This window comes from Streptomyces sp. NPDC005483, from assembly GCF_040606035.1.
Classification (GTDB): Bacteria; Actinomycetota; Actinomycetes; order Streptomycetales; family Streptomycetaceae; genus Streptomyces.
Genome location: NZ_JBEXEA010000036.1, coordinates 53105 through 66559 on the forward strand (window position 1 = coordinate 53105; position 13455 = coordinate 66559).

Consider the following 13455-nt stretch of genomic DNA (forward strand, 5'->3'; position numbering starts at 1 on the left):
GGCCTTGACCCTTGATCCTGGACACACGAGACACTGAGCCTTTTCCAACCTGCCTTATGCGCAGTTCAATGGGACCCGCTTGCGCGCGCACTGACGGTCGATCGGCAGCCGTTGGAGGTGCCTGAGCGCAGGCCGGCAGGCCCTGCTCACCCTCGCCCACTTGCGCAGTGGGTACTCCCGCGCGCAATTTGCGGCAGGGTCGGCACTCGCTCTACGTCACCGAGGCGTCGAGCTCCTGGGCGTTTTCGCTCCCCCACACTCACCGAAGCGGCCAAGACGGCGGGGCATGCGTTCTACCGGACGGCGCTGCGCAGCCTGCGCCGGTGCGGGCATACCGCCGCAGAGTTCATGCCTTTCTGCGGGTGATCGCCTGTGTCATAACAACTGCGGCCGCCAAGAAGCCCGCGGTGACGGCGAGCAGGGCAACCATGAGTGCCAGGGCGTCCGCCGAGTCCGACGCGTTCTGCAGGTGGGTAAGCATGATGTTGACCGGGGAAACGCCCTTGCCCAGCAGCACGGCCAGGAGGAGCACCAGGGCGAGGACGAGCGCGTAGCCCTGCCGTCGGAACACCAGCCGCGAGCAGACCACTCCGATGGCGATGCCGGTGAAGGCGCAGGTGAGTTGGGCCGCGGTCCCCAGCGCCAGATCCGCGAGGCCGGGTGTGTGGGTTGCGAACAACAGCGGCAGCACCAGGCCGGCAGACGTCAGCAGCAGGCACCCTGTGGCGGCCGTCCCGACCGTCGCGAGCAGGACGCGTAGAGGGCTGCCGGCGCTGACGACGACGATCGAGCGGTGCGCCTGGTCCTCGAGACCGATCAGTGTCATGGTCAGCCAGACCGAGCACGGCAGCATGGCCCCGGCCACCGCGGCGTAGGTCGCGGTGAGCGGGCCGGTGTCACTGCTGGTCAGCACGGCCACCAGGCCGAGGAACAGCAACAGCGGCGCGAGGTAGCGCTGGGAGAGCAGCAGCACCGTGGACATATAGCGGACCAGCGCGATCACAGGGCGGTCCGCCGCGCATCGGCCCGGCAACTGGCTTCGTACGCGGCCCCGGCCAGGCCGGCCACCGACCACCGGTGCTGCAGTGCCGTCAGCAGCACGGCGTCCGAGTGCTCCCGCGCCACCCGCAGGACGACCTCCCCGCCGCGCTGGGCGGTGTCCGTCACACCCGGCAGCGCGGACCAGTTCACTTCGATCGGCATGACGCCGGTGGGCGGCACGGTCAGGACCAGCTCGACCATCGAGGTGCGGCTCCCGGCGTGCCGGCCGCCGTGCGAGGTGACCCGGCCGTCGCTGATGGTGTAGGCGCCGCGGGCGTGCGTCTGGGTGATCGCCTCGCGGTGGTCGGTGAAGACCACTGCTCCGCCCTGTGCGGCCACTTCGTCGATGAACTCGGCGAGGACACCGTGGGCCGAGGCATCCAGGCCTGACCAGGGTTCGTCGAGGACCAGCAGGTCGGGCTGGACAAGGAGGGCCTGGGCGAGCGCCACCTTCTGCGCGTTGCCCTTCGACAGCGTGCGCAGCGGTGCGGTCCCCCCGCCCACCAGGGACAGCCGCTCCAGCAGGTGATGGCCTCGGGCACGGGCGACGGAGCCCGACAGGCCACGGATACGCCCCATGTGAGTGAGATAGGAGATCGCCGAGATGCGGTCGTGGCCGGTGAAGCGGTCCGGTACGTAACCGATGCGCGGTGGTCGGCCCGACACGCTCCCGGTGGTGGGTTGCGACAGTCCGACGAGGATCCTCAGCAAGGTCGACTTCCCCGAACCATTGCTGCCGACCACCGCGAGGACGTCACCGGTCGCGACTTCCATGTCCACGTCACTGAGGATCCAGCGTCCTCCGCCGTACCGTTTACCGACCGCCTCACAACGTAACAACTTGACTCCTCACTGCGGCCTACACGCTGGTCCTTCCAGCCTGGCGGACGGCCTTGGCAGTTAAGCTGACAGGTAGGTAAAGCCCCTGGTAGATGGGTTTTCGACCAAGACAACCGTCTCCACCAGAGGCTTCGCATGCTTGTCTACCCCTCCGGCGTCGACGTGTCCAGCACGGCCCTGCGCTTCCTCGCCGCCCGTCTGAAAGAACACCGCCGCGCTCTCGGCACCCGATGACGGCGCCTAAACGCAGGCCGACAGGCCCTGCTCACCCTCGCCCACCTGCGCAACGGCCAGCCCTACGCCCAGCTCGCGGCCGGATTCGGGATCGGCACCACCACCGCTTACCGATACATCACCGAGGCCGTCAACCTCCTCGCCGCCCTCGCCCCCACCCTCGCCGAAGCCGTACGAGCGGCGTCGACGAAGGCGTACGTGATCCTCGACGGGACGCTCCTGCCCATCGACGGAATCGCCGCCGACCGCCCGTTCTGCTCGGGCAAACACAAGAAGCACGGCATGAACGTGCAGGTCATAGCCGATCCGAGGGGGGCGTCTGATGTGGGCTTCACCAGCCTTGGCCGGCGCCGTCCACGACGTCCGGGCCGCGCGCGAGCACGGCATCATCCAGGCAATCGCCGAGGTCGGCATCAGCTGCTGGGCAGATGCGCGAGAGGGCAGGAGCGGCGGAGGCTTGAGATCGAAGAGCGCTGTGAATGTTTATTCAGTGGTGAATCGCGAACGCCATCATGCTGTGCGCGTTTCGGCCACGTGTCAATAGGGTGAATCGATGCGTTTGCTCGCCGACGTCGCGTTGACGTCGGGCGAAGCAAGCGAGGGGAGATGCGCGTCGAGGCCGACGCAGAGCCGGGGCGCCGGCCGCCGGAACGCGTCGAGCGGGCCTTCACGGAGCAGGTGCTGGAATGGCCCGGCCGGTGGCTGTTTGGGTGCGGGCATCAGACGGAAGGCGGGGCCGCCCCGGGATCGGGGCGGCCCCGTACACCATGTGCGGTGACGCCGCTGGCTGTCTCCGACGGGTTCGGTGGTGGAGGAGTGCCAGCTCGGAACCTGGTGAGGATGTCTATCGGCGGTTGGTGCCCGTTACTCGGTGGGGAGCTCGGCCGGGGTTACGTGATCCTGGGAAAACGTGAATGCTGACGGCGGCAGCGCATGGTCCCGCTGTCATGGGCGTGTCTCTGATCTCGACCCGCTTGGTGCCCTCAGAAGGGCCGCCAGTCGTGACGTCGTAGAAAGCTGACGCGTCGTCGACTCCGGGGCTTGCAAGTGAGATCCGGCGGGGGCGCATGCGTACCCGTTCGGCGGAGACCATGGGCGCGCGGTCGCGGTGACGTTGCTGCCTCATGTTGCATCTGCCGAGGTCACCTCCTGGTAGACCACGTCGGTGTGGATGAGCCCGCCGCCTCGAACGGCCGCTCCCAGAAGAGCGGGTTGTCCTCGATCGACACAGGGAATTCGAGTCGCCGGACCGGGCCGTCGCCGCTGGAGAAGACGCCAGGTACGTAAGGCCCGCTGAGGGGCAGGCCGATCTCCGGTTCCTCGGCGCCCTGGCCGGCGTCGATGAGCATCTTCGCGGTCCGGGCGAGTGAGAGTCGGGACACCGAGCCCTCGCCTGTCATTACCCGGCGTGTCAGCCCCTGGATCGCGGCCGCGGCGATCAGATATCCGGTCGCGAAGTCGAGCGCTTCGACCGGAAGGTGTCGGGGCCGGTCGGCGGCTACGAGTCTGCCCAGTGCGTTGATCGGCGTCCTCTTGCCGGGATCGGCGAGGGCCCAGGCCGTCGTGGCGTCGGCGAGGCCGCTGCTGAACTGGACGAGGGTGTCGAAGCCTCTTCGGTTCTGCCACGGGCCGGTCCAGCCATACGCGTTGAGGGCCACTTCCACCAGGCCGGGCCGCGTGGCGGCCCTCAGGTCCGGGGCGACGAGCGCGTCCAGTCCGCCGGGACGGTATCCGTGGACGAGTACGTCCGCCTCGGACAGCAGCTCCAGGAAACGCTCGCGACCGTCCTCAGTGCGCAGGTCCAGGAACGCCCAGCGCTTGCCCAGCATGATGTCGGTGCCGCGCCCCCAGAAGACCCTGCTCTCATCCGAGCCGGGAGGCTCAAGGCGCAGCACCTCGGCGCCGCACGCCGCGAGGAAGCGGGTGCCCATCGGGCCGGAGATGACCCTGGTCAGGTCGAGTACCCGGATGCCGGCCAGGGGGCGTCCCGGGGTGGGGAGCCAAGTACTGCTGCTCTCGCCTCCCGGTTCGATGTGCACGAGGGGCTCCGTGGCCACGGACCGGCCCTGTGGGTGGGCGCGCCATTCCTCGACGCTGCGGCTGAGCGCCACCGCGGCGCCCGCGTCCACCAGGATCTGCTCGATCTCCTCTGCGGGGTGTTTGCGGATCTCTGTCTCGAACGCGCCGGGATCCTCCTTCGTTCCGAGCGTCTGCGCGATGCGGGTGCGCAGGGTTGGGAACGACGCCTGCATGCGCAGCCATCGATCGTCGGCGGTCTGGAACTCGCACATCCATCCGTGCGTCGGCTGGGGTTCTTTCGGTGGGGCCAGCGGCTGTGAGGGACCGACCGGCAGGTCGAACCAGCCGCTGGCGAGGCGACGGTCGACACGGACGCCCGGCGCGTCCGCGCCCGCCGCGGCGACGAGGTCGCTGAGGGCCAGTCCCGCAGCGGCGAAGGACGCGGCCGCGAGGTCGGTGACCGCGAAGGCTGAGAGCAGGGCACCGGGGCCTTCGAACCGAACTCGGTCGAAGGCCGTCTTCTCTCCGGCTAGCGAGTCCCAGATCTCGGACAGGAAATGCCGCGCGAGCGGGTGGTCAGGGTCGTGCATGTCGTTGCCTCTCCATGGGCCTGGCAGTACGTCAGTGGCGGCCGAACAACTGCTGGTTGCCCTCGTCGATCCAGACGGACTTGGTCTCGGTGTAGTCGTCCAGGGCGTCGGGGCCGAGTTCGCGGCCGATCCCGCTCTGCTTGAACCCGCCGAACGGCACGCCGTAGTGGACGACGCGGTAGGAGTTGACCCAGACCGTGCCCGCGCGCAGCCGCCTGACCATGCGGTGAGCGCGGCCGACGTCCCTGGTCCAGACGGCGGCCGCGAGGCCGAAGTCGACGTCGTTGGCGAGCCGGGCCGCGTCCTCCTCGCCGCTGAACCGCACGACACTGGCCACGGGCCCGAAGATCTCCTCCTGCGCGAGGCGGGAGGAATTGTCGACCTCGGCGAAGACGGTGGGCCGGACGAACAGGCCGTCGGCCAGCTCGGTGGTGGAGGTGTCCCGTACGCCGCCTGCGGCCAGGCGCCCCAGCTCAGCCCACCCCTGGATTTGTCCGATCTCCCGCGCCTTGACACGATCTTCCGCCACATGATCGAAATGAACACCCCAGCCGCTGCCCTCGTTCTGGCCCGGCAGATCATGCGCTGGGGTCCTGGAGCCACAATGAGTGATGACGGCCCCGGAAAGAGGTTCGCTTCCCGCTTCACTGATCTCGCCTGTGCTGACCCGGACGGGGCAGGGCGCTTGCTCCACACTCTGTACGGCCAAAGCCCCGCAGAAGCAGCCCGTCTGATGAGATTCCTTGAGGGAAATGGCGGCTCCCCTACGCTCGACGCCACGGCACACGCTCTGGGCCAGGCACTACGCAGCGCCCCCCTGACTGCCAGCTTCATCGCACGGGTCTCACACGATCACGCGCTGCCCTACCGGCTCCTGGAGCAGGTGGCCCAGAACGACGCGACTCAGGCCAACCTACTGATCACAGCGATGCTCTCCACGGACCTCCCCCACTTCCGGTCCCAACTGCACCACATGGTCAGCCACAACGCTTTCGCCCTAGCCCACGAGATGCTGCGCCAACTCCGCTACCGCGACCCCCAGGGCCCCTGGCAAGACGTCCCCCAGGCACTCGCTGATGCGGAAGCCACAGCCGATTTCGAGGCCATCTTCCAAGGGCTGAAGAAAAAGACATCGAAGGCCGACACCACCGACAGCTCCAACGGCTGACGTCTGCCGCAGCAGCAGCACGGTCGGCACCCCGGAGCCCAGCACCTCGCCACGGATGTCGACGGTGGCCGTAGCAGCGGGCGTCCTCCGCTTGTGATGCGGAGCCCGACGGTTCAGTCCTGTCTGCCGGAGGGTGCGCTGGGCGAGGGAGAGCGGTGGCGAGCAGGCGGGCGGGCTGCTTTGGCCGGTCGCGGCGTCGTAATAGACGGCCACCGGGTGTTCCAGCTTCGGCCCGCCAGTCAGACGTGCGTACAGCCGAGCGTGGTCGCCGGACGTGGGCCCTAGCAGAACTCGCCCCAGCCCACCGACTTGGTCTCACCGGGGCGGCGCACCTTGAACTGGGCGACCACCGTGGCTGCCAAGGACCGTCCGGGGTTCCGGCGGGTGGAGCGGTATGCGGAGCCCCAGGTTCGCGGTGCGCTGCCGGGTGGGAACTGGAGGCTGCGAAAGACGGCCCGTCCCGCATCGGGTCCCAGGTCATCGCGTTCCTGGTCTACGACACGTACGTCCGGCCCGTGCCCTGAGAGAAGCGCTCGAACACGGGGTGGAGACCGGCTCGGTCGTCCGCCTGACCCTCTCCGCCCTGGACGTCCGGGCGATATCCGATGTCCTCGGCCAGGAGGGCTGCCGCTCCGACGTCTTCTCCCCGCCTGCCGTCTCCCGCCCGGCGCCCGACCACGCCTTCGCCGAGTGGCGCGCCCCGGAGGTGCCCGTGGTCGACGGCACCTACGTCGAGCAGCTGCACGCCGCTTCCGGCGGCAACCCCCGGACCGGCCGCCCGTCTGACCGGCCGCTCCGGTCCTGGCTCTCGGCCCCGGGCGGATCAGGAGCGCAGCTTGGGCAGCAGCTTCCGGACGGTGACCGCCATGGCCGGCCAGGCCGCCTTGACCTGCTGGTCCGTCAAGGGTTTCAGGCTCTGCACCTGGACCTCGCATCCCACGTTGCTGTCCCGGACCACCAGCCGCAGGTCGTCGGCGAACGGTGCGGCGTCCTTGACGTTCCGGTACCGGAAGGCCTCCTCGCCGAGGCCCGACTCCTTCACCACCGCACCCTGAGCTTCCTTGGGGGCCGAGGACAGTCGGTACGCGTACAGCTTGATCGCGGTGGGGATGTCCTTCCAGACGGAGCAGTAAACGGTCGAACGGCCGTCTGCCTTCGTCCCGGTCGTCCTGAAAGCCTGTAGGCAGGCAGCGCCGGCGGCGGTCGACGGATCGGAGCCGGTCAGCTGCCCCTTCGGCGCACCGGCCGTGGGCGCGACGGCCGCGGTCAGCGGCCCGAAGTCGATCTTCGGGCACAGGGCCGTCGGTGGACGGTAGTCGCCCGGTCCCTTCGTCGGTCCGGCAGCCGCCGACGAGGCTCCGGCGTGGGCGGACGGCTTCCCGTCCCCGCCGCTGCACCCGGCCAGTGCGGCGAGAACGACCAGCGTGCCCGCACCCCATCGCGCCGCCCGCATCCCGTGGCCGGACATCCCCATGTTCTCTCCCCTCGGCGCCGGCCCGCTGGCGGCCGACGAAGGTCCCACCCTCGCAAGGCGCGGCCACGGATCCATCGGGGAAAACACGGAATCGGCTACGTAGAGCGAGGCGCCGCGGAACAGCGCTCACGACCCGACCGCGGCCCCTGCGGCGCCATCCCCGGCCTCGACCGCGGCCCCTGCGGCGCCACTACATCGACCGGGCGCCGTTCTTCCAGGTCCACCAGGATGGTGGCGCACGAGTCGCCCTTGCGTAGCGCGAAGTCGTCGACCCCGAGGACGCGCACGCTGTCCTGCGGTGACTCCGGTAATCCACGGAGCAGTTCCAGGAGCTTGTCCTTGGCGACGCGGATGCTCAGCACCTCCGCGAGCCGCGCCCCCGGGCCGGCCCGCCAGACACGAGGCGATCGATGTGAGCAGCAGCGGCGTGTACCGGGCATGCGGGCTGGTCAGACCCTCGATCTGCTCGGCGAACGTCACCGCCAGACACTGCGGATTGAGGCACTTGAACCGGCGTACCACGAGTTCGACCACCGCCGGGGCTCCACCGACGGGCGCGTCAGCGAGCCGGCGCGCGTACCGGCCGTGCACACGCCACGAGACCACCCCGCATCTTGGGCACCTCGCCGTCGGCACCGCGGAGTGAGCGCAGAACGTGACCGTTCCGGCCGCACGCTCGATCGACTCAACCACCACACCAGATAAATGCGGAAGTAACCGCCCCAAACCCCCTGAACCGCACACCCGGTAGATGTCCAGCTCAGGCAGGTGACATCACAAGATCTCCGACAGAGCCGAATTACGTGGCCGTCCACACGGCACATGGAAATGAACGACGAGTCCCGCCGCAACACCTCCCACCACGTCTGGGGCTACGCCTCCCTGTCCGTCTCTCTCCGTGCGGATCACGGGTGAGCTACCCTGCGCGCATGCGCGGACAGTTCACCGGCTGGCCGGAGCAGGCCATGGACGTCTTGTGGCAGCTCCAGGGCGAACCGACCCAAGCGATCCGCGAGCGCTGCCGCACTGACCGCGAGCGCCTGGTCCGGCAGCCGATGATCGCCCTGCTCAACGAGGTCGCGGACGCGGACCCGCGGTACGAGGACTTCTCCGTCTGGCACTACCGCTCCGACTCCTGGTGGTGGCAGCACCAGGTCGCGGTGATCCGGCTCGGCCGCAAGATCGAGATCGGTCTCCGGTTCTCCCTGGACGGCCTGCGGATCCAGGGGGCCTGGTGGTACCCCGATCCCGGCCAGGTGGACATGTTCCGCAAAGCCGTGGCCTCCGAGGGGAGCGGCCGCGAGCTGTCCGCAATCGTCGAGGACGTGCGGGAGAAGGGCTACGGCATCTCCGGGGACGTGATGAAACGCCCCCCGCGCGGCTACCCGGCAGACCACTCCCGTGCGAACTTGCTGCGCCACCGATCGCTGATCGCTGCCCGTCTCCTCGGCTGCGAACAGTGGCTGCACACCCCCGAGGCGGCCGACCGGGTCCTCTCGGCCGCCGCCGACCTGGATGCCCTGATGATGTGGCTGGTCCGCCATGTGAAGCGCGCCGCCTGACATCACGAGTGCGGGGAGGGGCCAAGACCTGAGACGACCGCATATGAAGCAGCGTGAGACACCGCGAGATGGCGCAGGTCACAGCCTCCGCGTGTGCAACGAAGCGTGAGGCCCTACACCCTCCGACCGACCTGAGCAGTGACAAGTCCTGCGTGGCAGCCGGCCGTCTGTGGGTTCAACGCCGCGGGTGGCACGATGAGTTGGGACGAAAGGCGGGGGTTTCGTGCGCGGTGAGGACAGGCGGCAGATTCAGACGGCGGTGTTGGGCGGCGCGGAGTCGGAGGAGCCGTTGATGCTGCCGCTGGAGGCGATCGAGCTGGACGCGTTCCGGCGTCGGCACGAGCACCAGACGTTCTGGTGCGGGCTGCTGCTCGGAGGGTGCGGGCTGCAGTTGACCACGAAGCTGTATACCGACCGGGTCTGCCACTTCGCCCATCATCCGGGCCCTGACGGGCATCCTCACCTGTGCGGCCGTCGTGCCCGCGGGGTGAGCAGCGCCGACCACCTGTATGTGAAGTCGGCGGCCGCCGCGTGGCTGCGTGACCGGGACGCCCAGGCCGAGTTCGAGTTCGTTCAGCCGGATGGGGTGCCGATCGGCTCGGTGGTGGACATCCGCTTCTCCCGCGGCGGGCTGCGCGTGCACTTGGACCAGGCGGTGGCGCCGTCGTGGGACCGGGATGGCCACGAGCCGGTGCTCGGGGTGTCGGTGCCGGTGGACCGGGACATCCTGATCGACCGCTGGTACGTGCACCGTATCCGTTTGGACAGTGAGGGCACGGCCCGCCGGGTTCAGATCGGCACGGAGGCGTTCGCGCGGGACACCGAGTGGTTTGCGCTGGACGACTGCAGGATGACGGAGCGGGGTCTGTCGACGCCGGCGGTGGAGCAGATCGTGCGTTCCCGCAGCACCAGGCCCGTCACCCAGTGGGGCGTGGGCAGGGCAAAGAAGGCTCCGCCTGCCCGGGTGCGGGCAGAGGTGCTGCTGCGCAAGCTGGCCGACGCCGTCAGGGTGGAGTCCTCCTTTGTGGTGAGCCGGGTACTGCGTGACATCGCGGATCTGACCGGCGTTGAGGGGGAGACGAAGGCGAAGCTGGAGGCCGCGGTCTCGGACGCGGAGGCCTGGCTGGAGGATCAGGTCCGGGTGCGGCGTGAGCTGTTCTCCCAGCTGGAGGAAGCGCTGGCGGCACGCGACGCCCTGGAGGTCCGTCGGCTCCTGGCGCGGGTCAACGCGATCGCGAGTCACGACCGCACCGCAGACGAGATCACCACCACGGACGCGGCGGCCGCCTTCGTCGCAGAACAGCAGCAGCTGTACGCGCAGCACCTGCAGGCTGAGATGGCGGCCAAGCTGGCCGACCATCAGGATGCCCGGGCACGGCGGGCAGCCGGCCGTGTGCAGACCCTGCTGGCGACGTTGCAGCGGCGTGAGGCGGAGCAGTCGGTCAAGGCGATGCGCAAACTGGTCCGAGAACTCACACACGCGGCATCAGATGCCGGTGACCATGTCACCGCGGATCAGAAGGAACAGATCGGCGTGTGGAAGACGCGGGCGGACATCGGCAGGCCGCCAGCGCAGAGCGCCCGCCCCGCGCCTGCCCTGGGGGCGCCGCAGGCGATGCGGCACGAGCAGGTCGCACGCCGGTACTGGATCAAGAGGAAATGCCCGCGCTGCCAGGCCGTGGCGGGCAAGAACTGCGTCTCGAATGCCCGAACCGGTACAGGCGCCGTGTCGAAGATCCCCCACTACGAGCGGATCGAACTCATCCTCGCGGAACGCAGGGCCACAGCGGCGAGCCGCCGGCGGGCGCCGGGGCCGTACGCCATCGCCTGCCCGGACTGCGGAAAGCCGCCCGGCGAACGCTGCCTGTCACCGAACGGCGGCGTGCACCGCTCGCGTGCCGAGCGCGCGAGGGAGGCCCGCCGGTAGACCGCCGCGCCAGAGCACCCCGCTGCCGTCGTACGTCAGGCCGTTCAAGACGTGAGCTGGGCTGATCCTCTTGGCGAGCTCGCCCGGTCCGTACACAACGCCTTCGCCCCTGTTGGACCGCTGCCCTCCGCGACGGCGGGTCGTCACACATCAGCCCGCCGCGGATCTCGCCACACCCCCTTTGGAGCCGTAGATGTGGTCCTCGATCGTTGCTGTTCTCGGCACCCTCGCCGGTGTCGCCCTAGCGGGCTACGCCCAACGGTCAGGAGACCGGCAAGCCAGAGAGCACACACACCGCCAGGACGTGACGCACGCAGTTGCCGATCTCTTGGAGGCAATCGTCCGTCACCGTGAAGTGCACTGGCTGTCCGTCAAATCCCGACGCACCGGCACCGCCGAGACAGCGGAGGAGCGGACAGCCCTAGCGACCACGCGCAGTGCGGCCACTGTCGCACGCGACAGGGTCGGACTCCTCGTGGTCTCGGATCCTGCACTTCTGGGTGCCGCAGAGACCGCGTGGCGGACGGCCGTGGAACTGCCGAACGTCGTCCTGGGCCCGGTAACCGACGGACGATTCTCACCCGAAGCGGAGGCGGCCTTAGAAGCCGCCCGGGAGCAATGTCGCGGCGCCCATACTGCGCTCCGAATCGCAGGCTCCGCCTACGTACACGGCCGTTGAACCATGGGCCCCATGAGGCGAATGCCGCACGGGCGCGCACACCTACGTGTCAGACGCGGATTCGTGAGCTGATCGCGGCAACCCGGCTGCTGCGCAAGAGCTACTGCGAGCAGGTGGCTGTGGCTCTCAGCGCGTGAAGCGGTTGCCGTACGCCGCGAACCAAGTTCCGGGGCCGTAGACCACGGCTTCTTCGGACACCGGTTCACCCGCTAACCTCGCGCTTTCACGAGGTGGGGCGTCCGAGGCTTGATCAAATAAGCGGAGAGCACTCCTGACCTGCAACGATGGGACTTGTCTAGGGTCCTGTTGGCTGCATGGGAAGAAGCACTCTCCAGGTGAAGAAGCGTATCGGGTCGTACCCGCGTGTCCGCATCGAGGGCGGCGGCCGGACGGTGGTCTCGCAGGCCGGGGGCGTGCTGCTGGTCGAGACCGTCCGCAAGGCCGGTCTGGACACCGCGATATCAGCGGCGCTGACGCCGTGGCGGAAGGCCCGGACGGTGCACGATCCGGGCAAGATCCTGCTGGACGTGGCCCTGGCGGTCGCGCTGGGCGGGGACTGCCTCGCGGATGTCGCCATGCTGCGGGCCGAGCCGGCCGTGTTCGGGCCGGTCGCCTCCGACCCGACGGTCTCCCGCCTCGTCGACACCCTCGCCGCTTCCGGCGGGAAAGCTCTGGCGGCGATCCGTTCCGCGCGGGCCGAAGCACGTGAGCGGGTCTGGCGGTTGGCCGACCGGGAAGCGCCCGATGGGGGCGGGTCGGTGACCGTCGATCTGGACGGGGTGCTGGTGATCGCGCACTCGGACAAGGAGGACGCCGCGCCCACCTGGAAGCGGACCTACGGTCACCACCCGCTGATGGGGTTCGTCGACCACGGACCGGGCGGCACCGGTGAGCCGGTCGCGGCCCTGCTCAGACCCGGAAACGCGGGCTCGAACACCGCCTCCGACCACATCACCGCCACCCGACAGGCGCTGGCCCAGCTGCCGAAGAAGTACCGGCGCGGGCGCCGGACCCTGATCCGCACCGACTCCGCGGGCGGCACCCACGACTTCGTCGCCTGGCTCGCCCAGCGGGGACGGTGGCTGTCCTACTCGGTCGGCATGACGGTCACCGACGCGATCCACCAGCATGTGCTGAAGGTTCCGGCATCGGCCTGGACGGCGGCCGTCGAAACCGGCGGCGAGATCCGCGACGGCGCCTGGGTCGCCGAACTCACCGGCGACGTCCTGGACGGCTGGCCCAACGACATGCGGCTGATCGTCAGGAAGGAACGGCCGCACCCCGGAGCCCAGTTGCGGCTCACGGACGCGGACGGCATGCGGCTGACCTGTTTCGCCACCAACACCGTGGATCGGCCGATCGCCGAACTCGAGCTCCGTCACCGGCTGCGGGCCCGGGCCGAGGACCGCATCCGCGCTGCCCGGGCCACCGGCCTGCACAACCTGCCCCTGCACCGCACCGCCCAGAACCGGATCTGGCTGGAGATCGTCCAGATCGCGCTCGACCTGCTGGCCTGGATGCCGATGCTCGCCCTGACCGGCAAGGCCAGGTGCTGGGAGCCCCGCCGACTACGGCTCCGCCTGTTCACCGCGGCCGGACAACTCGTCACCACCGGCCGTCGACAAACCCTCCGCCTGGCGCGGCACTGGCCCTGGACCGGCCACATCACTGCAGCCCTCGACCGGCTCACTCAACTGCCCAACCCCGGCTGACCAGCAACTTTCCTATCTCTACGAGAGCAGCCCGACACCGGAGCAGTGGAACCCGGCGCCATCCCGAGACGACACTCGGGCCCTCGACCTGCCCACCCCTCAGCCCGCGGCACGAAAACGGGCCACCGACTCCGTCGGCGGCCCGTCACGAAACTCGAGGCTAATGCGGCCCTCTTGGTCGTGGGTTGAACCACTCTGCCCTGCCCGGT

The 13455-nt window shown here is 69.3% G+C and carries 11 protein-coding genes and 1 pseudogene; 5 read left to right on the forward strand and 7 right to left on the reverse strand.

All coding sequences use genetic code 11. From position 1 onward, the window contains the following. Positions 1–346: 346 nt before the first annotated feature. Together ABZT06_RS41535 and ABZT06_RS41540 are read right to left on the reverse strand one after the other, a co-directional pair. On the reverse strand, positions 347–1003 hold the full coding sequence (locus ABZT06_RS41535; RefSeq protein ID WP_355753049.1) for a hypothetical protein: 657 nt from the start codon (positions 1001–1003) through the stop codon (positions 347–349). Further along, positions 1000–1821: an ATP-binding cassette domain-containing protein gene (locus ABZT06_RS41540; protein ID WP_355753051.1), complete on the reverse strand. Its 822-nt coding sequence runs from the start codon at positions 1819–1821 to the stop codon at positions 1000–1002. The genes ABZT06_RS41535 and ABZT06_RS41540 overlap by 4 nt, the downstream gene beginning before the upstream one ends. 195 nt (positions 1822–2016) lie before the next feature. Here ABZT06_RS41540 and ABZT06_RS41545 point away from each other — a divergent pair. Next, positions 2017–2545 (forward strand): annotated as a pseudogene (locus ABZT06_RS41545) (transposase family protein); the annotation flags it as partial. A 712-nt stretch (positions 2546–3257) separates the two neighbouring features. Here ABZT06_RS41545 and ABZT06_RS41550 read toward each other — a convergent pair. Then, on the reverse strand, positions 3258–4724 hold the full coding sequence (locus ABZT06_RS41550; RefSeq protein WP_355753053.1) for a CoA transferase: 1467 nt from the start codon (positions 4722–4724) through the stop codon (positions 3258–3260). A gap of 31 nt (positions 4725–4755) precedes the next feature. Next, complete coding sequence (locus ABZT06_RS41555) at positions 4756–5253, reverse strand: aldehyde dehydrogenase family protein (RefSeq protein WP_355753055.1); 498 nt, start codon at positions 5251–5253, stop codon at positions 4756–4758. Here ABZT06_RS41555 and ABZT06_RS41560 point away from each other — a divergent pair, their 5' ends adjacent. Continuing rightward, positions 5254–5892, forward strand: coding sequence for a hypothetical protein (locus ABZT06_RS41560; RefSeq protein WP_355753056.1), 639 nt, complete (start codon positions 5254–5256; stop codon positions 5890–5892). Between the two features lie 493 nt (positions 5893–6385). On the opposite strand, the gene ABZT06_RS41565 is transcribed toward ABZT06_RS41560, so the two are convergent. From ABZT06_RS41565 to ABZT06_RS41575, 3 genes are all read right to left on the reverse strand, one after another. Next, on the reverse strand, positions 6386–6637 hold the full coding sequence (locus ABZT06_RS41565; RefSeq protein ID WP_355753058.1) for a hypothetical protein: 252 nt from the start codon (positions 6635–6637) through the stop codon (positions 6386–6388). 78 nt (positions 6638–6715) lie between these two features. Continuing rightward, positions 6716–7366, reverse strand: a complete 651-nt coding sequence (locus ABZT06_RS41570; protein ID WP_355753060.1) for a hypothetical protein — start codon at positions 7364–7366, stop codon at positions 6716–6718. Positions 7367–7492: 126 nt separating this feature from the next. Beyond that, the gene (locus tag ABZT06_RS41575; RefSeq protein ID WP_355753062.1) at positions 7493–8110 is read right to left on the reverse strand and encodes a transposase family protein; all 618 of its coding nucleotides are present in this window, start codon (positions 8108–8110) and stop codon (positions 7493–7495) included. Between the two features lie 185 nt (positions 8111–8295). Between ABZT06_RS41575 and ABZT06_RS41580 the strand changes: the two genes are divergently transcribed. From ABZT06_RS41580 to ABZT06_RS41590, 3 genes are all read left to right on the forward strand, one after another. After that, a complete protein-coding gene (locus ABZT06_RS41580) occupies positions 8296–8928 on the forward strand; it encodes a DUF2461 family protein (protein ID WP_355753064.1) in 633 nt (210 codons plus the stop codon). Positions 8929–9151: 223 nt separating this feature from the next. Continuing rightward, positions 9152–10855, forward strand: coding sequence for a hypothetical protein (locus tag ABZT06_RS41585; protein ID WP_355753066.1), 1704 nt, complete (start codon positions 9152–9154; stop codon positions 10853–10855). Between the two features lie 1014 nt (positions 10856–11869). Continuing rightward, complete coding sequence (locus tag ABZT06_RS41590; protein ID WP_355753068.1) at positions 11870–13246, forward strand: IS1380 family transposase; 1377 nt, start codon at positions 11870–11872, stop codon at positions 13244–13246. Positions 13247–13455: the final 209 nt, after the last annotated feature.